The following is a 19462-nucleotide window of genomic DNA, read 5'->3' on the forward strand; positions in this document are numbered from 1 at the left end:
GAAAGCTGGCCCTGATCAGGCCCTTGGCTGTATCGGCCAACCTCAAAATGCGCGAGTTCCCAGGAGCTCGGCCTTAACGTCGGCGATAATGCGGTCCATAAGAAAGAAGGACACACGGCCGGAGCTGACCGTGCGCCGACTTCTTCATGCAATGGGCACACGCTTCCGGCTGCATCGAGCCGACCTGCCAGGAACGCCGGACATTGTGCTTCCACGTCACGGGATGGCGATCCAGGTCCACGGATGCTTCTGGCATCAGCATCCTGGCTGCCCGCTGGCCAAACGGCCTCGCAGCCGCCCTGAGTATTGGCATCCGAAGCTCGCGCGCAATGTCGAGCGTGACATGCAGTCTCGAAAGGCGCTCTGCAAAGCCGGTTGGCGCGTCCTGGTGATATGGGAGTGCCAAACCAGCCACCTGGAAAGGCTCGAACGTCGTCTCACTCGGGCGCTTGCTCGCTCGCGTTGATACTGCGTGCGCTCGCTCTCACGCCCTTCCCAGTGCCGGGATGGGCGTCGTGCTTGCCCTTGAGGGCCAAGTAAGCCGACGGCACTGAAGTTGCGGGAACCGCGGGAGGAGGCATTTCCTTGGCCTGCCCCAAGGCAAGCTTGAGGCTACCCGGCCATGTCCGGATCGCCAGCAACTGCCAGACGATCGCCTTGGCAAGCACCTCCGCGAGCAAGGAAGGTACGGCATTGCCAAGCTGTCGCTGCGCATCGGCAATGCTGCCGAGAATCTCGACATCGTCCGGGAAGGTCTGTAGGCGGGCCATCTCTCGCATGGTCAGGCGCCTGTTGTTCCAGTGGAAAGGCCCGGTCGCCGGACCGGGTTGTGCCTGAATCGTCCAAGCCGGCTGGTCCTTGGCGAGCTTCAGCAAGAATGACCAATACCGACGTCGCCAACCGAACAGAGGTTCGCCACCCCCCCGGTCTGTGTGCCAAAGATAATTCTTTCCCTCGGGAATAGTGGGCAACAAGTGAGCCCATTTTCCCTTCAGCAGGACACCCGGATCGTTCGGCTCGGGAAGGTCATGAAGCGCATCCCAGGCAGTCAGTGTCCGCGGGCGCGAGTCCGTCCAATCGCTCGAGCCGGCCGGCGCGTGAGTTGCCGCCGGGAAGTTGAAGGTGGATCCATCTCGCGCGCCAACGACAAAGATGCGCTTTCGGAGCTGCGGCACACCGTAGTCGGCGGCATTCAGCGTCGCTATCGTCGCACGATAGCGTGTCCCGTGCGCCTCGTTGATGGCCAACAGGCGCGAATGGATGAGCTTCAGCCCCTCGTCCTTGCCTTTGAATCCCAACCCTTCGACATTCTCCAGCAGGAACGCTCGGGGTTGAGCCTCCGCCAGAATGCGCAAGTATGCTTCGAGGGTCGTTGCCCGTGGATCGTCGAGACGCTTCGCGTCACCCGTCGCCCAAAATCCCGACTTCGAGAAGGGCTGGCACGGCGGGCCGCCAATCAATGCATCGGCCTCTCCAATCTTGAGCCCGGCAACATCCAGAAGTTCCTTGGTTGAGACTGTCGCCACGTCCCGGTCGATCACGGGCCACGTTCGATTGTGGCGAAGCGTCGCGCAGCACCGCCTGTCGATCTCGAGCGCAACGGCCGTGCGAAATCCTGAAGCCTCAAATCCGAAGTCTAGGCCACCTGCGCCGGTAAACAGGCTTATCGCGGCTAGCTCCTTCATAGGGTGAGGCCCTTGGCTGCATAGGCGCGTTGGAAAGCCATTCCGGCATCCTCACGCCAGCGATCGTCTATCCTTACGTTGCTGGCGATTCGTCCGACGCAGATATTGTGGGGTGACAGATCACCTGGCAACGCGAACCGGAAATCCCACTCCGACGAGACCGCATGCAAGCAAGCAGCAACGACATCGAACTCCGTAGGCTCATAGTACCGTGAGCACGGATTACCCTTGGCGGCGCGCGTCCGCTGGAAGTCCAATCTGGGATTGCCATTGCGATCCCTTTCCCGCGCGACATTCTTGCACTCAACCGTCAGGACAGGGCCCTGGCGATAGCGCAGCCTGATATCCGGACCTCCTTCCTCGTCGAGTCGCTCGCAATGGCTGACTCCAGGCACCTTGGACAAGCTCCTCTGAAGATGCTCCTCGGCCACCCATCCCCGGACTGCCATCTTCAATCGCCGCGCACCCGCAATGAGATCAAGAATCTCACTCGTCCTGAGCCCGAATTGCCTCACGAGCGGATGCGTTGCGGCCATCCGCATCACTGTCGGGCTCTCGCTTTCCTGGGTCGCTCGGGAGGTCGGCAATGAGAACGCGTGCTCTTCTGCAAGGATCAGCCTGTTGCCCGGCTCCAACCCGCGTGCGGCCCTCTCAAAACGCACGAGGTCTAGAAACCTGCTCTTGTCTGCGCCGACCAATGTCTCAACACGAGGAGCGTCAGCAGGCGTGCTTCTCCTGATGCGCTCCCAAGCATGCCAGCCCTTCTTGGCAATGGCTTCCGCATGCTCGTCCTTGAACTCCAGCCGGATGAAGAACTTGGTAGGGCTGTGAGCGATCGGATCAGCGGAAACGCAAATTGCATGCTCGGGATCGATACCCACGAGCATGGTCGTAAACATCCCCAAAGGGTCCTGCCATAGCTCATGAGAGTTCTTCTCAGCGTAGCTCTCCTTGCTGCCATACTTGATTTGGAAGCTTCGCTCGTCTTGAGGTCGATTCCTCGTTGGCGTCCGCGTGGCCAGGAAGGCGTAGGCAACAATGCCCATCCTCTCGCGTGACGCCGTCTCGAAGGCTACGACGAAAGGTGCCCTGTCTGAGGACGAGCTGTGAATGATCTTGCAGCCTGCCTTCGTAAGTCCGCTGACCATGTAGTCGACAAGGGGCGCCCTAGCCCTCGGGTTGACCGAGTACGTCCTCAATCCGGGAATTAATCCCTGCGTGGCACCTCTCATCGGAAGGGCCTCCTCAGCCGCACAGGAGCGGCTCGGCAACGTGGCCGAGCGAAACGAGGAGCCGGCTCTGACGCGCTCAAATTCACCACGTCGACATCATATCTGCTCCACTTAACCGATCTGGCTTGCATGGATACCCAACCACAAGTTGCCGAGCGGTCTCACGTGTCATAAAATACGCTTCCCCGCTTCGCTTTCAATGTGCATTGAGCGACTGCCGGCTGCCGAACGGCCGGCACTTGGCCGCTGCAGCAGGCCTAATCCCGCACCACCGTCCGCCGGATTGCCTTGAGCACGTCTGGCTTCACCCAGCCGGCCGTCAGTCCGGCGCCTTCCATGATGTCGATCGTGGGGCCGCCTGCCCCGCAGTCGAGGCAGAACAGCTCGTCGGACTCCTCGGAAACGGCGCGGAACAGCGTGACATGGCAGTGCGGGCACCGCTTGTCCGTTCTGGTGATGTCCATTCTGGCAATCTGCTCCCGTGAATTGAGGTGATCATCCGCCGCGGCGGCTGCTTCGGCGCATGCCTTATCGCCGCATGCGCTCGCGGTGCAGGATGTAGATGCCCGACGCCACGATCACGGCGATGCCCGTCAGGGCCAGCGCATTGGGCACCTCGTCCCACACGACATAGCCGATGGCGAGCGCCCACAGGATAGAAGAATAGCGAAACGTGCCGATGACGGAGAGCTCGCCACCCGAGCGTAGAGCCAGCACGACAAGCTGGTAGCCGATCGCCAGGAGCAGCGAGGCGGCGACGATGTAGCCCAGCGCCTGCAGGCTCATCGGCTGCCAGCCTTCGACCAGGATCGAGCCGAAGCCGACCAGCGTGACGATGACCGCGGTGGCGAACGACACGACCAGGGTCGGCAGGCCGCGCGGGAAATCGCGGCTCAGCACATCGCGCAGGGCGCCGCAAAAGGTCCCGGCCAGCGCCACCCAAGTCCAGGCATTGAGGTCGCCCGGGCGCGGCTGGATCACCATCAGCACGCCGGCGAAGCCAACGGCGACCGCGCTCCACCGCCGCCATCGCACATCCTCGCCAAGAATCAGCACGGCCAGCACCGTGATCATCAGGGGCGACGACAGGCCGACGGCGGTGGCGATGCCGAACGGGATGTGGAACAGCGCGATGAGGAAGATGAAGGCCGATCCAGATTCCAGGACTCCGCGCAGCAGGACCCGGGGATGCCCGACGGCGCCGAGCTGGCGCCATGTCCCCGTGGCCAGCAGGGCGAGCCCGCACCACAGGGTGGCGAAGGCGCCACGCACACCGATCGCCTGCACCGCCGGCACCGTCTCGGCGACCAGCTTCATGAGTGCGTCGTTGATAATGAACACCAGGACCGACGCCGACATCGCGAGGATGCCGCGGCGATTGTCGATCACTTTGCAGCAGACATCTTCATGATGAGCTTCCACTGCTCGTCGCTGACCGGCACGACGGAGAGCCGGGACTGGCGCACCAGGCCGAACTCCTTGAGCTTCGGCTCGGCCTTGATCGCCGCAAGGGTCACGAGCTGCTTGACCGGCTCGATGGCTTTGACGTCGACCGTCACTGCCTTGCCTTCCTTGTCGGTCGGGTCGGGGTAGGCTGCCTTCACGACCTCGGCGATGCCCACGATCTCCTTGCCCTCGTTGGAATGGTAGAAGAAGCAGCGATCACCCACCTTCATCGCCTTGAGATTGCTCGACGCCTGGGCGTTGCGCACGCCGGTCCAGGACGTCTTCTTGTCCTTCACCAGCTGCTCCCACGAATAGGCCGACGGCTCGGACTTGATGAGCCAGTGCGCCATGTCACCCTCCGCCTTCATTTGCCTTCCCGGCGCAGTGGCCGCGCCAGCAGGGCGCGGATCGCGTCGTCGAGAGTTGCTTCGCGGTGCAGGATAGCGTCGACGGCGGCGCAAATCGGCATCTCGATTCCCAAGCGCTGGGCGCGCGCCAGGACCGCCGGCGCCGTTGCCTCGCCTTCGACAACCTGGCGCCGGCCGCTCATGTAGTCCGACAGGCTCGCTCCTTTGCCGAGTGCAAGGCCCAGGGAGCGGTTGCGCGACAGCGGACCGTGACAGGTGAGCACGATATCGCCCAGGCCGCTCAGCCCCGTCAGGGTTTCGAGCTGGGCGCCCATCGCCTGCCCGAGCCGGGCCATCTCGGCGAAGCCGCGCGTAATCAGGGCGGCGGCAGCATTGTAGCCGAGCCCACGGCCTTCGACGATGCCGGCGGCGATCGCCAGCACGTTCTTGACCGCGCCGCCCAGCGCGACACCCAGCACGTCCCCCGTCCAATACGGGCGAAAGGCACCAGCGCCCAGCGATGACGCCAGCAGGCGGCCAAGCTCCTCGTCGACGGTGGCGATGCTGACCGCCGTCGGCAGGCCGCGCACGACCTCTTCGGCGAAGCTCGGACCCGACAGCATGGCAAGCGGCCGCCCTGGCAACACCTCGGCCAGCAGCTCGGGCATGAGCAGCCCGCTTCTCGCTTCGATGCCCTTGGCGCAGATCACGACGGGCGCATCGCCTGTCAGGCGCGCCGCAACCTCGCGCACCGCCTGAGCCGGGCAGACGAGCAGGATCGCATCGCAGGATCCGAGATCATCGAGCGCACTGGCCGCGTCGATGCCGGCCTCGATGGTTTGACCCGGCAGATAGACCGAGTTGACGCGATCACGCGCAATGGAGGCCGCAATGGCCGGATCGCGCGACCACAAGGTCACGCGCCGGTCGGCCCGGCGCGCCAGGCAGGCCAGCGCCGTTCCCCAGGCGCCGCCGCCCACCACCCCGATATGGCGAATGCCGGTCACAGGCTGAGATTGAGGGCGATCGAGATGCGCTCGGCCGTGCCGCGGTAAGGACGCACCTGGTGGAGGACCCAGGATGGGAACATCACCATCCGGCCCGTCTGCGGACGAACCATTTCGTTGGCGCCGACCGACAGGCCGCCGGGCATGGCGAAGGCGAATTGCGGTGCGTACATCGCCGGGCCCGGACCGCGTGGATCCATGAACTCGAGCTCGCCGCCAAGCGAGGCATCGGCCGAGATGCCCCCGTCGTCGACATAGTAGACGGCCGACCAGAAGCTGCCGGGATGGGAATGGAACTCGTTGCCGTGACCGCTTCTATTGACGTTCGCCCAGATGTTGCCGCGCCAGGCCGGCGCGATCGGCTTGCCTTCACGATCCGTGGTGAAACGATTGGCGAGGTTGCGACCGATGGCGAGCAGCTTGATCGCCGGCACGCCGCCCCAGCGATCCATGTCCCACGTCGATTGCCAGCCGCCGAGATTGGAATGCTGCGTGCCGGGATGCGTGCGCTGGCGCCCCTCGATCACCTTGCGCAAGTCGGCATTGAGCGCCGCCGCGTCCGCCACATCGAACACCACGATCGGCGTAGCGAATATCGGCAGGAGCTCGGGATCCGTGCTCATGACATCGATTCCCGAGTGAGCGGCCAGCGCGGTCGCGGCTTGAAGTCGAGCGCATCGACCATGCCGAGCCGCAACCGCTCGATGCCGGCCCAGGCGATCATGGCGCCGTTGTCGGTGCAGAGCTTCACTGGCGGCGCCACCAGGCGCGCACCATGGCGGCCGGCTACCTCCTCCAGCCTCTGTCGCAGATAAAGGTTGGCGGCGACGCCGCCGGCAACGACCAGGATCGGCGACGACGACATCGCGAAGGCGTTGGCGCAGCGATCGGCCAGCACGTCGCCCACGGTGCGCTGGAAGGAGGCGCAGAGATCGGCGATGGCCGCGCTGTCGCCTGCCGCGATCTTCTCGACCGTCTGCCGCACCGCCGTCTTGAGCCCGGAAAAGGAGAAGTCGCAGCCGGGCTTGCGCCACATCGGCCGCGGCAGGCTGAAGCGAGCAGGATCGCCGCCCGCGGCCGCCCGCTCGACCGCCGGTCCGCCGGGAAAACCCAGTCCCAGAAGCTTTGCCGTCTTGTCGAAGCATTCGCCGACGGCGTCGTCGATGGTGGTTCCGAGCCGCGTGAAATCGCCCGGGCCGCGCACCGTCAGCAGCTGGCAATGACCGCCCGACACGAGCAGCAGCAGGTAGGGAAAGGCCACCTCCTCGGTGAGCCGGGCCGACAGGGCATGGCCCTCGAGATGGTTGACGGCGATGAACGGCTTTTGGTGCGCGAAGGCCAACGCCTTGGCCGTCATGACGCCCACCATGACGCCGCCGATCAGGCCGGGACCGCCCGTCGCGGCAACGCCGTCGAGATCGGCCAGGTCGAGCCCGGCGGTGCGCAGCGCCTCCTCGACCAGCCCGTCGATGCGCTCCAGATGGGCGCGCGCGGCGATCTCCGGCACGACGCCGCCGAAGCGGCGATGCTCGGTGAGCTGGCTGTAGACGACGTTGGCCAGGATTCGGCCGACCGGTTGCGGCGCCGGCTCCGTCGTCTCGACGATGGCCACCGCCGTCTCGTCGCAGCTGGTTTCGATTCCCAGGACGCGCATGGCGTCTTCTAGCGTCGGCGCCCCGGCTACGCTAGAGCAGCATCATGGCGACCCCCTCCCTCCGGCTGGGCACGCGCGGCAGCAAGCTGGCTCTCGTGCAGACCGGCCTCGTGCGCGCGGCGCTCGCCGCCCAGGTGCCGGCCCTGGCGGCGGCCGACGCCATCGAGATCGTCACCATCCGTACGACCGGCGATGCCATCCAGGATCGTCCTCTTTCCGAGGCCGGTGGCAAGGGCCTGTTCGTCAAGGAGATCGAGGACGCCCTGTTCGCCGGCCGCATCGACGCCGCCGTGCACAGCATGAAGGACATGCCGACACTGCAGCCGCCGGGGCTCACGATCGCGGCCTTCCTGCCGCGCGAAGACGCACGCGACGTGCTGATCGCGGGCGACGTGGCGCGCATTGCCGATCTCAAGCAGGGAGCGATCGTCGGCACGTCTGCCCTGCGCCGGCGCGCCCAACTGCTGCATCGCCGGCCCGACCTGCAGATCGTGACCTTGCGCGGCAATGTCGACACACGGCTGGCGAAGCGCGAGGCTGGCACGGTCGAGGCCACGCTCCTGGCACTGGCGGGCCTGAAGCGGCTTGGCCTCGCCCATGTCGGCCATGCGGTACCGGAAGACGAGATGCTGCCGGCGGTCGGCCAGGGCGCCGTCTGCATCGAATGCCGGGCTGACGATTCGCGGACCCGTGCCTGGCTCGCCGCCATCGATCACGCGCCGACCGCGACCTGTGTAGAGGCCGAGCATGCCATGCTGGCGGTGCTCGATGGCTCGTGCCGCACGCCGATCGCCGGCCATGCCGTATTGACCGGTGACGCCGGCCTGCATCTGCGTGGCCTGATCGCCAAGCCTGACGGGTCCGAGCTTATCTTCGGCGAGCGCCTTGGCGCGGCCAGCGAGGCCGAGGCGCTGGGCCATGAGCTCGGCCACGAGTTGTTGCGCCGCGGCGGTCCGGGCTTCCTCTCGACCTGACTGGCAGACGCCCCTAGAGCATGGTTGCTTCAAATGTAAACCTCACCCTTCGAGACGCGACCTGCGGCCGCTCCTCAGCGGTGAGGTCATTCTTTGGTGCTTCAACCAGAGAAAATCACGCTCTAGAGTCGGCTGCATGCGTTTCGGTCCGCGACTCCTGATGGCTCTCGGCGCAGCGGCGAGCCTGCTCGCCGCCTGCGACTCGGCACCGATCACCGGCCGCTCGCAGATGATGCTGGTGAGCGAGAGCGAGGAACGCCAGATGGGCCTGCAGGCCTATCAGCAGGTGCTGTCGAAAGAGGCGCTGTCGCACGACGCGCAGGTCACCGCGCTGGTCGACAAGATCGGGCGCCGCATCGCGGCGGCGGCGGAACGGCCGCCCGGCGAGCTGTGGCGCGCGCCGCGCTTCCGCTGGGAGTTCAAGACCGTCGACAACAAGGAGCCGAACGCCTTCTGCCTGCCCGGCGGCAAGGTCGTGGTCTATACCGGCATCCTGCCGATCACCCGCACCGAGGCAGGCCTTGCCGTCGTGGTCGGCCACGAGGTGGCGCACGCACTGGCCCGTCACGGCGCCGAACGCATGAGCGACCAGATGGTCGCACAGGTCGGCGCCACGGCCGCGGGCGTCGCCCTGGCGGCGACAGTCGGCGGCAGCAACCGGCGCTACGTGCCGATGATGATGGCGGCGCTGGGCGCCGGCGCCACCGTGGGCTACCTGCTGCCGATGTCGCGCGCCCAGGAATCGGAGGCCGACCGTATCGGGCTCGTGCTGATGGCGCTCGCCGGCTACGATCCGCGGGAGGCGATCGGCGTATGGGAGCGCATGAGGGCGGCCAATACCGGCAAGCACACCGCCGAGTGGTTGAGCACACACCCTGCCGATTCGACGCGGCTCGCCGACATCCGCCACTGGCTGCCCGAAGCCATGAGGTATTATCGTCCCCGTGACTGACTCCGCTGAATACGACGCCACCGGCCTGCTCTGCCCGCTGCCGGTGCTGCGCGCCAACCGCAAGCTGCGCCAGCTGCCGCTGGGCGGCCTGCTGACGGTGCGCGCCACCGATCCGGCGGCCGAGCAGGACTTTCCCGCCTACTGCAGGCAGACCGGCCATGAATTGGTCGAAACTCGCCGCGACGGCGACGTGCTGGTGTTCGTCATCCGGAAACGCTAGAGCGGCGGGCGGCGCGGCAGCCAGGCTCAGGGGCCAAACCCGGCGGCCAAGCCCAAGAGCCGAACTCACGAGTCATTACTCCGAGGCCAAATCTCAGGGGAGCATATGCCGAAGGCCACTTTCAAGACGATCGACTCGCTCGACGTTTCGGGCAAGCGTGTGCTGGTCCGCGTCGATCTGAACGTGCCGATGAAGAAGGGCGTGGTGAGCGACGCCACGCGCATCGAGCGGGCGGCGCCGACGATCGCCGAGCTGGCGTCGAAAGGCGCACGCGTGATCGTGCTGAGCCATTTCGGCCGACCCGACGGCAAGCGCGTGCCCGAGATGTCGTTGCGCCCGCTGGTCGAACCGCTGGCCAGGGCGCTCGACAAGCCAGTGGCCTTCGCCGAGGACTGCATCGGCCCAGTCGCGGAGGATGCGGTACGTCTCCTGAAGCCGGGCGAGATCCTGTTGCTGGAGAATCTGCGCTTTCACAAGGAAGAGGAGAAGAACGAGAGCGGCTTCATCGACAAGCTCTCGGTGCTGGGCGACGTCTACGTCAACGACGCCTTCTCGACCGCGCATCGCGCCCACGCCTCGACCGAAGGCCTCGCCCATCTCCTGCCTGCCGCGGCCGGACGGCTGATGCAGGCCGAGCTGCAGGCGCTCGACCAGGCACTGGGCAATCCCAAGCGGCCAGTGTGCGCGCTGGTCGGCGGCGCCAAGGTGTCGACCAAGCTCGACCTGCTGGGCAACCTGGTGGGCAAGGTCGACAAGCTGATCATTGGCGGCGGCATGGCCAACACCTTCCTGCATGCCCAGGGCCTCGCCGTAGGCAAGTCGCTGTGCGAGAAGGATCTCGCCAATACGGCGCGCGAAATCCTCGCCAAGGCGGAAGCGGCAAGATGCAAGGTGCTGCTGCCGGTCGACGTCGTGGTCGCCACCGAGTTCAAGGCCGAGGCGCCGCACCAGGTGGTCGACGCCAAGGCCTGTCCGGACGACCAGCTGATTCTCGATATCGGGCCAAAGTCGGTCGCCAACTACATCGCGGAACTGCGCGATTGCGCCACCCTGGTGTGGAACGGACCGGTCGGCGCCTTCGAGCTGAAGCCGTTCGATGAGGGCGGCGTGGCGCTCGCCCAGGAAGTGGCGCGCCTCACCGGCGCCGGCAAGCTTCTGTCGGTCGCCGGCGGCGGCGACACGGTGGCGGCGCTGGCGGCGGCCGGAGTCGAGGACAAGCTTTCCTATGTCTCGACAGCGGGCGGCGCTTTCCTGGAATGGATGGAAGGCAAGACCCTGCCCGGCGTTGCGGCGCTTATCCGGGCAGCCTAGAGCGATTCTCGATCAGGGCGCGCCCTGATCGAGAATGCGCGCACGGGAGTTGGCTGTTGCAAGAGGCTGCTCTAGGGTCGGGGCATGAGTGCCCCGACAACGACCGACCGGCCGCGGCTGCCCTGGGATCCGCCGGATCACTTCGAGAAGCGGATTCCAGACGGCGACAATCGCGAGCGCCTGGTGTGCGGCCGTTGCGAGTTCATCCACTACCAGAACCCCAAGATCGTCGCCGGCGCGGTCTGCACCTGGCAGGACAAGATCCTGCTGGCCAAGCGCGCGATCGAGCCGCGCAGGGGATTCTGGACGGTGCCGGCAGGCTACATGGAGCTCGGCGAGACGACCGAGCAGGCCGCCCAGCGCGAGGCGCGTGAAGAGGCGTGCGCCGAGATCGAGATCGACCGCCTGCTCGCCATGTACAGCGTCGCCCGCATCGGCCAGGTACAGATCATGTATCGCGCGCGCCTGGTCAGCGCCGATGTTGCCGCCGGACCCGAGAGCGAGGCAGTGGCGCTGGTCGACTGGGCCGACATCCCGTGGGACCAGCTCGCCTTCCCGACCGTGGTGTGGGCGCTGGCCCACTTCCATGAGTCGCGCGAGCGGATCGACTTTGCGACCTACTCCAATCCGACGGGCGACCTCGCCCGCCTGTGGCCGCCGCGCAAGCCCGCGGGCGTGTAGGCGCATAGGACTGCGTCGGCCCGCCCCCGGCATACCCCCCCCCGCGGGCGGGCAGCTCGAGCCGGGACGTCAGCGCCGCGACCCTACAACCTCATCCTGAGGAGCGGCCGCAAGCCGCGTCTCGAAGGATGGGCAACCGGCACCATGCCTGAGGCCCATCCTTCGAGACGCCGCGCTTCGCGCGGCTCCTCTGGATGCGGCGTGTGGTGATCGTCCAGACTTCAAAGCCAAGCCACTGAGGGAGACGCCCGCAGATCTCGACACGACCCTTCGTTGCCGGTCTTGCTGGCGTTTGCTACGATCGTACAAATGTTCGGTAAACGGACGAACTTGGAGGAAACCATGCTGACTGCAGCCAACAACGAGATGCTGACGCGCGTTGGGCCAGCCACGCCCATGGGCAACCTGATGCGAGAATACTGGATCCCTGCCTGCCTTTCGTCCGAGCTGAAGGCCGACGGCGAGCCGATGCGGCTCATGCTGCTGGGCGAGCAGCTCGTCGCCTTCCGCGACACCGACGGCCGCGTCGGCATCCTGGAGCACCGCTGTCCGCATCGCTGCGCCTCGCTGTTCTTCGGGCGCAATGAGGAAGGCGGCCTGCGCTGCGTCTATCACGGCTGGAAGTTCGACGTCGAAGGCAACTGCCTCGACATGCCGAACGTGCCGGCGGCCCAGGACTTCAAGCATCGCGTCAAGAACAAGGCCTACAAGGTGGTCGAGCGCGCGGGCTTCGTCTGGACCTACATGGGCACGCGCAAGGACGCGCCGCCGCTGCCCAGCATCGAGGTGCTGATGCTGCCCGAGGCGGAGCGCGTCACCCGAATGCACATGCGCGAGTGCAACTGGTTCCAGTCGCTCGAAGGCGACATCGACACCTCGCATTTCGGCTTCCTGCATGTCGGCGGCGTCAAGACCGAGGACGTCGACCCGACCACGATCAACCGTTGGGCGGTGGGCGAGCGCGCACCGGACTACAAGTCGACCGAGACCGACTGGGGCACGATGTACGCGGCCTACCGGCCGGCCGAACCGGGCACCTACTATTATCGCTTCGCCCATTTCCTGTTCCCGTTCATCACCCTCACGCCCAACGGCTTCTTCGAGGACCAGGTCGCGTGCACCCTGAACGTGCCGATGGATGACACGCACACCATGACCTACAACATCGCCTGGAAGCAGAAGACGCGTCCGCTCGAGCTGCTGAAGAACGGCGACTGGATTCCCGGCCTCAAGCCCGACGTGGAATACCTGCCGAACACCAACGACTGGTTCGGCCGGTGGCGCCTGGTGGCACGGCGCGAGAACGACTACCTGATCGACCGCGACATGCAGAAAAACGTCAACTACACCGGCATCCAGGGCATCGGCCGGCAGGACCAGGCGATGATCGAATGCATGGGCGAGATCGTCGACCGCTCGATGGAGCACCTCGCCCCGTCGGACCGCATGATCGCCATCACGCGCCGACGCCTTCTGCAGGCGGCCCAGGAGCTGATGAACGAAAAGAAGGTGCCGGTCACCGTCGATCATCCCGACATCTATCTCGGCGCGCGCGGCGGCGCATTCGTCGCGCCAGTCGAGCAGGACTGGCTCGATGCCTACGCCGAGAAGATGCAGACGGCCAAGAGTCCGCTGGGCTTGTTGAACAGGAAGCAGCTGCCGCTGGCGGCCGAGTAGCACGCGAGAAAAGGCTGCACCAGACAGCCATCACAGGGCCCGACGGCTCATGTTCCTCTCCTTTAGCGGGCAGGGCATTCGCAGACGGGCGCTCAATCATTCTCCTCCCCAACTCTGTTGGGGAGGTGTCGCCGTCTTCGGCGACGGAGGGGTCATGAGCAGCGGGACTGACGCTCATGACCCCTCCTCCCCGTATGACGGGCACCTCCCCGGCAAAGCTGGGGAGGAGAGTGAAAGGCGCCTCCATGTGGGAATGCCCTGCCCTAGCGGCGGAGAGGAGCAGTGAGAGCTTTCGGTTGGGAGGAGGCGCGAGGATGGTGACCGTTGTCGCCCCCTTGGGTGAGAAGGCGTTGTTCGGCGGCTGGTGGCGCTACGGCCGGCCGGCCGGCATTGCCGCGCTGATCCTGCTGCTCTGCTTCCTGTCGCTCTACCCGATGGTGATGCTGCTCTACGGCAGCCTGCATTCGACGCCGCCGGGCATCCCCGGCGTCTTCAATCTCGACGGCTATGCCGGCATCGCCACGACCGAGAGCCTGATCGTGCTGGCCAATACGATCGGCATCTCGCTGGTCAAGACGGTGCTGGCGCTGGCGCTCGCCGTGCTGCTGGCCTGGATCGTGGCGCGCACCGACACGCCGGGCCGCAGCGTCCTGGAAATCCTGATCACGCTGCCTTTCTTCATCCCGCCCATCCTGACGGCGACCGCCTGGGCGATGCTGGGCAACGCCCAGGTCGGCACCATCAACCTGGCGTGGCGCTGGCTCACCGGCGGCGACGGCACGCTGGTCGACGTCTATTCCTACGGCGGCGTGATCTGGCACATGATGCAGTATTCGACGCCGTTCATCTTCCTGTTCGTCGTCGATGCCTTTCGCGCCATGGACCCCTCGCTCGAGGAATCGAGCCGCATGTCGGGCGCAACGCGCTGGCAGACCTTCTGGCGCATCACCTTCGCGCTGATGCTGCCGGTCACCACCAGCGCCTTTCTCCTGAGCTTCATCCGCGGCATCGAATCGTTCGAATCGGCGGTGTTCTTCGGCACGCCGGTCGGCATCGAGGTGATCACCACGACGATCTACCATTCGATCACCCAGCGGGCGCAGCCCGACTACCAGTCGGCGACGGCGCTGAGCTTCGCTGCCCTCGCCCTGATGTTCCTGCTGGTCATGCTCCAGAACCGTCTGCTGCGCGGCCGTAGCTTCACCACGGTCACCGGCAAGGGCTACGCGCCCAACATCACCCGACTGGGCTGGATGCGCTGGGTGACGTTCGCCGTCTGCGTCGCCTTCTTCCTGGCGAGCGTCGCCCTGCCGATCGGCCAGCTCCTGCTCAGCTCCTTCTTCAAGTTCTTCGGCTTCTACGAAGCCGACATGCTGACCTTCGAGCACTATCGCAACGTCTGGGAGAATTCGGGCTTCTGGCGCGCCTTCCGCAACACCATGCTGCTGGGCTTCGCCGGTGCGACGGCAACCATGGCGCTGGGCGGCATCGTGGCCTACGTCATCACGCGCACGCGCTGGCGCGGCCGGCGGCTGATCGACGTGCTGGCCTGGCTGCCCTGGATGATGCCGGGCATGGTGCTGGGCATCGGCTTCCTGTGGGGTTTCGCCATCCTGCCGCACGCAATCCCGATCTACGGCACGCTGTGGGCGCTGCTGCTGGCCTATATCGCGCTCGGCACGCCGGTGGCGGTACGCGTCACCTCTGCCGCCTATCAGCAGATCGCGACCGACATCGAGGAATGCTCGCGGGTACACGGGGCCGGCTGGTGGCAGACCCTGGGCCGCATCCTGATCGCGCTGGCCTGGCCGGCCTTCGCCGTCGGTTGGGTGCTGATCTTCTTCGGCATCATGCGCGAGCTCAGCGCCTCGATCCTGCTCTATGCGCCCGGCACCGAGGTGCTGTCGGTGGTGATGCTGAAGCTGTGGCTCGGCGGCAAGCCAGAGGAGGTCAGCGTCATCGGCCTCGTCATGCTGATCCTGGTGCTGGTGTTCCGCTGGGCCCAGCTGCGCTTCATCAAGAAACGAATCAGCACGCTGTGACGGGGCGTTCAGGGAGGAAGGGACGATGCGGCGACGGGATATTCTGGGATTGCTCGCGATGGCCCCCGCCGTCGTCACGCCGGCAATGGCGCAGGGCGACGATTGGGCCAAGGTGGTCGAGGCGGCGAAGAAGGAAGGCAAGCTCGTCATCTACACGGCCTCGATCGGCTCGCCGTTCCACAAGGTGGTGATCAAGTCGTTCGAGCAGAAGTACGGCATCACGGTCGAGATGCTCGAGGCACGGGCCAGCGAGGTGCGCGAGCGGGTGCGGGTCGAGCAGGCGGCCGGCCGCTTTCTCGGCGACATCCATCACAACGGCAGCACGACGACCTGGCTGATGAACCGCGACGGCAATTTCCAGCCGCATGGCTTCATTCCCAACATCAAGAGCATCGTGCCGCCCTACGGGGCCGACGACATCCGCGTCCCGGCGGAGGTCATCAGCTACGGCCTGATGATCAACCCCAACATGGTGAAACCGGGCGACGAGCCCAAGAGCTGGAAGGACATCCTCGATCCGCGATGGACCGGGAAAATCCTGTCCGACGACTATCGCGCGCTGGGCGGCGGCGCGGTGTTCTTCGTCGTCATGCACGACACGTTCGGCAAGGATTTCCTCGAGAAGCTCGCGACCCAGAAGCCGGCTTTCTCGCGCGATATCCAGAACAGCGAGCGCCGGGTGGCGCGCGGCGAGTACCCGCTCTACCTGCCCTTCTCGCTGCAGAACTACAACAACCTCAAGGGCCTGCCGGTCAAGCCGATCGTGCCCGTCGAAGGCCGGCCTTACGTCCGGTTCGACCTGACGGTGTTGAAGAACGCGCCGCATGCCAATGCGGCACGGTTGTTCATGAACCATTATCTCGAGCCTGACTCGCAGCTCGTCTTCGCCAATGCCGGCTACAATCCGGTGGTCAAAGGCGTGGTCGAGAAGACGATCGAGGAGATCCGCGTGCTGCTCGCGACCAAGGCGCTCGGCACCACCGTCCCGGAACGCCAGGACGCCATGCTCGAGCTCGCCAAGCAGATCTTCAAGTAGGACGCCGACCGTGCCCAGCGTCACCCTGGAGACGGTCGGCCGGCACTTCGGCGAGGTGAAGGCGGTCGATGCGATCGACCTCGCCGTCGAGCACGGCGAGTTCGTCACCCTGCTCGGACCGTCGGGCTGCGGCAAGACGACGACCTTGCGCATGGTCGCCGGGCTGGAGCGCAACGATACCGGTCGCATCGCGATCGGCGGCCGCGTGGTGAGCGATGCGCTCGCCGATCTGTTCGTGCCGCCCGATCACCGCAAGCTCGGCATGGTGTTCCAGTCCTACGCGATTTGGCCGCACATGACGGTGTTCGACAACGTCGCCTATCCGCTGAGTGTGCGGCGCGTCGCCAGGGCCGAGATCCGCGACAAGGTGGCGGCGGCGTTGCGCCTGGTCGAGATGGAGCGCTTTGCCGACCGGCCGGCGCCCGCCCTGTCGGGCGGCCAGCAGCAGCGCGTGGCGATCGCACGCGCCTTGGTGTTCGAGCCGGAAGTGCTGCTGCTCGACGAGCCGCTCAGCAATCTCGATGCCCGGCTGCGCACCCAGATGGGCGACGAGTTCCGCGCTCTGCAGCGGCGCCTCGACATCACCACGCTCTACGTCACCCACGACCAGGAAGAGGCGATGGCACTGTCCGATCGGGTCGTGGTGATGCAGCGCGGCCGCATCCTGCAGGCCGACGCGCCGGAAGCCGTCTACCGCCGGCCGGCCAGCCGCGACGTCGCCGCCTTTTTCGGTGCGCCCAACCTGATCGACGCCACGGTGACGGGCTGTCTCAACGACGATCGCGGAGGCCATACGCTCACGGTCGAGGGCGCCAACGGGCGCGGCACATGCCGTGCCGGCCAGGCACATCCGGTCGGGGCACCCGTCCTCGTGGTGGTCCGCCCGGAAGACATTGCCCTCGGGCAAAGTGACGCCGCGCCGGCCGGCGATCGACTGGCCTGGCGAGGTCGTGTCGTCGAGTGCGTGTTCCGCGGTTCGCGGCGGTCGTTGACAGTCGACGCCGCAGGCCTGCGACTCAATGTCGAATGCCCGGCGACGCGTGCCGCCGCCGTCGGCGAGACGGTGACGCTGCTGGTCGACGCGGACAACGCCTGGGCGTTGAAGGCGTGAGCAGTGACGCGGGTGACCCGAAGCCCCCTCATTTGGACCGCGGGCGTCTCACCTGCATGAGCATGAGCGGGCGGGACGCCGGCGATCCGGAAGACCATGCCCCTCCGTCGCCGTAAGACGGCGACACCTCCCCAGCTGCACGCTGGGGAGGGGATGATCACTCCTTGCCAGCGAAGGGATTGTCGTCGCCGTCCCAGTGGCGCTTGAGCAGCGGGACCTGGAAGAAGGCGAACACGAGCGTGAGCGGGAAGCTCAGGAACATCTTGCTGGCGATCCAGGTGTCGGTCGGGAAGTTCCGCCACATCACCTCGTTGATCGCCGCCAGCACGAAGAAGAACACCGCCCAGCGGACGGTGAGCTTGTACCAGCCCTCGTCGGTCAGCCGGAAGGCGGTGCCGAAGATCGGCTTCAGCAGCGGGCGGCGGAACAGCAGCAGGCCGCCGCCCAGGATGACGCCGAACAGGCAGTTCACGATCGTCGGCTTGAGCTTGATGAAGGTCTCGTCCTGCAGCCAGATCGTCAGCCCGCCGAACACCAGCACGAAGAAGCCGCCAACCAGCGGCATGACCGGCCAACGCTTCTCGAGCACGCGATAGAGCGGCAACGCCACCGACGTCGCGACGATGAACACGCCGGTCCCGATGAAGATGCCCCACTTGCCGTTGGCGACGAAGAACAGCAGCAGCGGCCCCAGCTCGAGCGCGGTCGCATAGAGCTTGCGCAGGCCGCCGCGATCGGCGCTTGCCCCGTCGCTCACGACAGCCCCATCAGGCCGCGCGCAAAGGCCCGCGCCTCGAAGGGCCGCAGATCGTCGATGCCCTCGCCGACGCCAATGGCCACCACCGGCAGCTTGAACTTCTCGGCCAGCGCCACCAGCACGCCACCCTTGGCGCTGCCGTCGAGCTTGGTCAGCACCAGCGCATCGACCGGAGTCATCGCCTTGAAGGTCTCGACCTGGGCATGGGCGTTCTGGCCGGTCGTCGCGTCGAGCACGAGCAGGCAGGAATGCGGCGCCTCCGGATCGAGCTTGCGGATGACGCGCACGATCTTGGCCAGCTCGGCCATCAGATTCGACTTGTTGTGCAGGCGACCGGCCGTATCGATCAGTAGCACGTCGTATTGCTCGGCCCGTGCCTGCTCCAGCGCCTCGTAGGCGAGACCTGCAGCATCGGCCCCGGTGCCCTTGGCAACCACCGGTACGCCGGCGCGGTCGCCCCACACCTTGAGCTGCTCGACGGCGGCGGCGCGAAACGTGTCTCCCGCCGCCAGCATGACCTTGCGGCCCTCGCTCTTGTAGAGATTGGCGAGCTTGGCGATGGTCGTGGTCTTGCCGCTGCCGTTGACTCCGATCACCAGGATGACGTGCGGCTTCTTCGCACGGTCGATCACCAGCGACATCGCCACCGGCTGCAGAATCTCGGCAATGTCGTCGGCGAAGGCGGCGCGCACTTCTTCGTCGGTGACCTCCTTGCCGAAGCGCTCCTTGCCGAGCTTGCCGACCAGCCGGGAGGCCACGGTGACGCCGAGATCGGCCTGGATCAGCACGTCCTCGAGGTCGTCGAGCGTCTGCTGGTCGAGCTTCTTCTTGGTGAAGAGCGCGGTGATGCTTTCGGTGACGCGCTTGGTCGACTTGGCAAGGCCGGCGCGCAGACGCGACAGCCAGCCTCCTTTCTTTTCGACCTCTTCTTCCTTCTCGACTTCCGCCGCCGCCCAGGTGTCGGGGGCCTCGCTCGCCGATCCGTTTGCCGGAGACGGCGGAGGCGAGATCCGCGTCTCGGCTGCCTTCTCGACGTCAGGCTCGACCGGCCTGGGCGTCTCGCTCGCCGGGGTGTCCAGGGAACGCAGCCGCGCAAACCAGCCCTTCTTCTCGACCTGTTCTTCCTTCTCGACCTCCGCTGCCGCCCGGGCGTCGAGCACCTCGCTCGTCGATCCGCTTGCGGAAAGCGTCGGCGGCGTCGAGACCGGGGTCTCAGCCTCCTTCTCGATCTCGGGCTCTACCGGCCTGGGAGGCTCGCTCGCCGGCGCTCCCCGGGAGCGCAACCGCGCAAACCAGCCCTTCTTCTCGGGTTCCGTCTCGCTCACCGGGA

At 66.2% G+C, this 19462-nt stretch carries 20 protein-coding genes; 10 read left to right on the forward strand and 10 right to left on the reverse strand.

Going from position 1 to position 19462, the window contains the following annotated elements; all coding sequences use genetic code 11:
* Positions 1-88: 88 nt before the first annotated feature.
* On the forward strand, positions 89-466 hold the full coding sequence (locus ACILR9_RS03245; RefSeq protein ID WP_395708514.1) for a very short patch repair endonuclease: 378 nt from the start codon (positions 89-91) through the stop codon (positions 464-466).
* On the opposite strand, the gene ACILR9_RS03250 is transcribed toward ACILR9_RS03245, so the two are convergent.
* The 8 genes from ACILR9_RS03250 to tsaD form a co-directional block, all read right to left on the reverse strand.
* Positions 438-1685, reverse strand: a complete 1248-nt coding sequence (locus ACILR9_RS03250; protein ID WP_395708444.1) for a DNA cytosine methyltransferase — start codon at positions 1683-1685, stop codon at positions 438-440. The genes ACILR9_RS03245 and ACILR9_RS03250 overlap by 29 nt on opposite strands.
* A complete protein-coding gene (locus tag ACILR9_RS03255; RefSeq protein ID WP_395708445.1) occupies positions 1682-2917 on the reverse strand; it encodes a hypothetical protein in 1236 nt (411 codons plus the stop codon). Before ACILR9_RS03255 ends, ACILR9_RS03250 begins: the two co-directional genes overlap by 4 nt.
* Before the next feature lie 257 nt (positions 2918-3174).
* Entirely contained in the window at positions 3175-3381 is a 207-nt protein-coding gene (locus tag ACILR9_RS03260; protein ID WP_395708446.1) for a hypothetical protein, read from the reverse strand.
* 64 nt (positions 3382-3445) lie between these two features.
* Complete coding sequence (locus ACILR9_RS03265; protein WP_395708447.1) at positions 3446-4306, reverse strand: DMT family transporter; 861 nt, start codon at positions 4304-4306, stop codon at positions 3446-3448.
* Complete coding sequence (locus ACILR9_RS03270; protein ID WP_395708448.1) at positions 4303-4713, reverse strand: EVE domain-containing protein; 411 nt, start codon at positions 4711-4713, stop codon at positions 4303-4305. Before ACILR9_RS03270 ends, ACILR9_RS03265 begins: the two co-directional genes overlap by 4 nt.
* Before the next feature lie 14 nt (positions 4714-4727).
* Entirely contained in the window at positions 4728-5717 is a 990-nt protein-coding gene (locus ACILR9_RS03275) for an NAD(P)H-dependent glycerol-3-phosphate dehydrogenase (RefSeq protein WP_395708449.1), read from the reverse strand.
* Positions 5714-6340, reverse strand: a complete 627-nt coding sequence (locus tag ACILR9_RS03280) for a TIGR02466 family protein (RefSeq protein ID WP_395708450.1) — start codon at positions 6338-6340, stop codon at positions 5714-5716. The genes ACILR9_RS03275 and ACILR9_RS03280 overlap by 4 nt, the downstream gene beginning before the upstream one ends.
* Positions 6337-7371, reverse strand: coding sequence for a tRNA (adenosine(37)-N6)-threonylcarbamoyltransferase complex transferase subunit TsaD (gene tsaD / locus ACILR9_RS03285; protein ID WP_395708451.1), 1035 nt, complete (start codon positions 7369-7371; stop codon positions 6337-6339). Before tsaD ends, ACILR9_RS03280 begins: the two co-directional genes overlap by 4 nt.
* A gap of 44 nt (positions 7372-7415) precedes the next feature.
* On the opposite strand from tsaD, the gene hemC reads away from it, so the two are divergent.
* The 9 genes from hemC (at position 7416) to ACILR9_RS03330 (ending at position 17375) form a co-directional block, all read left to right on the forward strand.
* A complete protein-coding gene (gene hemC / locus ACILR9_RS03290; RefSeq protein ID WP_395708452.1) occupies positions 7416-8345 on the forward strand; it encodes a hydroxymethylbilane synthase in 930 nt (309 codons plus the stop codon).
* Positions 8346-8481: 136 nt separating this feature from the next.
* A complete protein-coding gene (locus ACILR9_RS03295) occupies positions 8482-9297 on the forward strand; it encodes a M48 family metallopeptidase (RefSeq protein ID WP_395708453.1) in 816 nt (271 codons plus the stop codon).
* Positions 9290-9517: a sulfurtransferase TusA family protein gene (locus tag ACILR9_RS03300; RefSeq protein ID WP_395708454.1), complete on the forward strand. Its 228-nt coding sequence runs from the start codon at positions 9290-9292 to the stop codon at positions 9515-9517. Before ACILR9_RS03295 ends, ACILR9_RS03300 begins: the two co-directional genes overlap by 8 nt.
* 105 nt (positions 9518-9622) lie before the next feature.
* The gene (locus ACILR9_RS03305) at positions 9623-10828 is read left to right on the forward strand and encodes a phosphoglycerate kinase (protein WP_395708455.1); all 1206 of its coding nucleotides are present in this window, start codon (positions 9623-9625) and stop codon (positions 10826-10828) included.
* Positions 10829-10912: 84 nt separating this feature from the next.
* The gene (locus ACILR9_RS03310; protein WP_395708456.1) at positions 10913-11509 is read left to right on the forward strand and encodes an NUDIX hydrolase; all 597 of its coding nucleotides are present in this window, start codon (positions 10913-10915) and stop codon (positions 11507-11509) included.
* A gap of 342 nt (positions 11510-11851) precedes the next feature.
* Positions 11852-13186, forward strand: coding sequence for a Rieske 2Fe-2S domain-containing protein (locus ACILR9_RS03315; protein ID WP_395708457.1), 1335 nt, complete (start codon positions 11852-11854; stop codon positions 13184-13186).
* A 314-nt stretch (positions 13187-13500) separates the two neighbouring features.
* Entirely contained in the window at positions 13501-15228 is a 1728-nt protein-coding gene (locus ACILR9_RS03320) for an ABC transporter permease (RefSeq protein WP_395708458.1), read from the forward strand.
* Positions 15229-15253: 25 nt separating this feature from the next.
* Positions 15254-16264 (forward strand): extracellular solute-binding protein, encoded by a 1011-nt coding sequence (locus tag ACILR9_RS03325; protein ID WP_395708459.1) that lies wholly within the window; start codon positions 15254-15256, stop codon positions 16262-16264.
* Positions 16265-16274: 10 nt separating this feature from the next.
* Positions 16275-17375, forward strand: a complete 1101-nt coding sequence (locus ACILR9_RS03330) for an ABC transporter ATP-binding protein (RefSeq protein ID WP_395708460.1) — start codon at positions 16275-16277, stop codon at positions 17373-17375.
* Between the two features lie 157 nt (positions 17376-17532).
* Here the strand turns inward: ACILR9_RS03330 and ACILR9_RS03335 are convergent, their stop codons facing one another.
* Positions 17533-18132 carry a septation protein A gene (locus ACILR9_RS03335; protein ID WP_395708461.1) on the reverse strand — a complete coding sequence of 200 codons (600 nt, stop codon included), beginning with the start codon at positions 18130-18132 and terminating at the stop codon, positions 17533-17535.
* Positions 18129-19457, reverse strand: coding sequence for a signal recognition particle-docking protein FtsY (gene ftsY / locus ACILR9_RS03340; RefSeq protein WP_395708462.1), 1329 nt, complete (start codon positions 19455-19457; stop codon positions 18129-18131). The genes ACILR9_RS03335 and ftsY overlap by 4 nt, the downstream gene beginning before the upstream one ends.
* Between the last annotated feature and the right edge of the window lie 5 nt (positions 19458-19462).

Source organism: Reyranella sp., assembly GCF_044224635.1.
In the GTDB taxonomy this organism is placed as follows: domain Bacteria; phylum Pseudomonadota; class Alphaproteobacteria; order Reyranellales; family Reyranellaceae; genus Reyranella.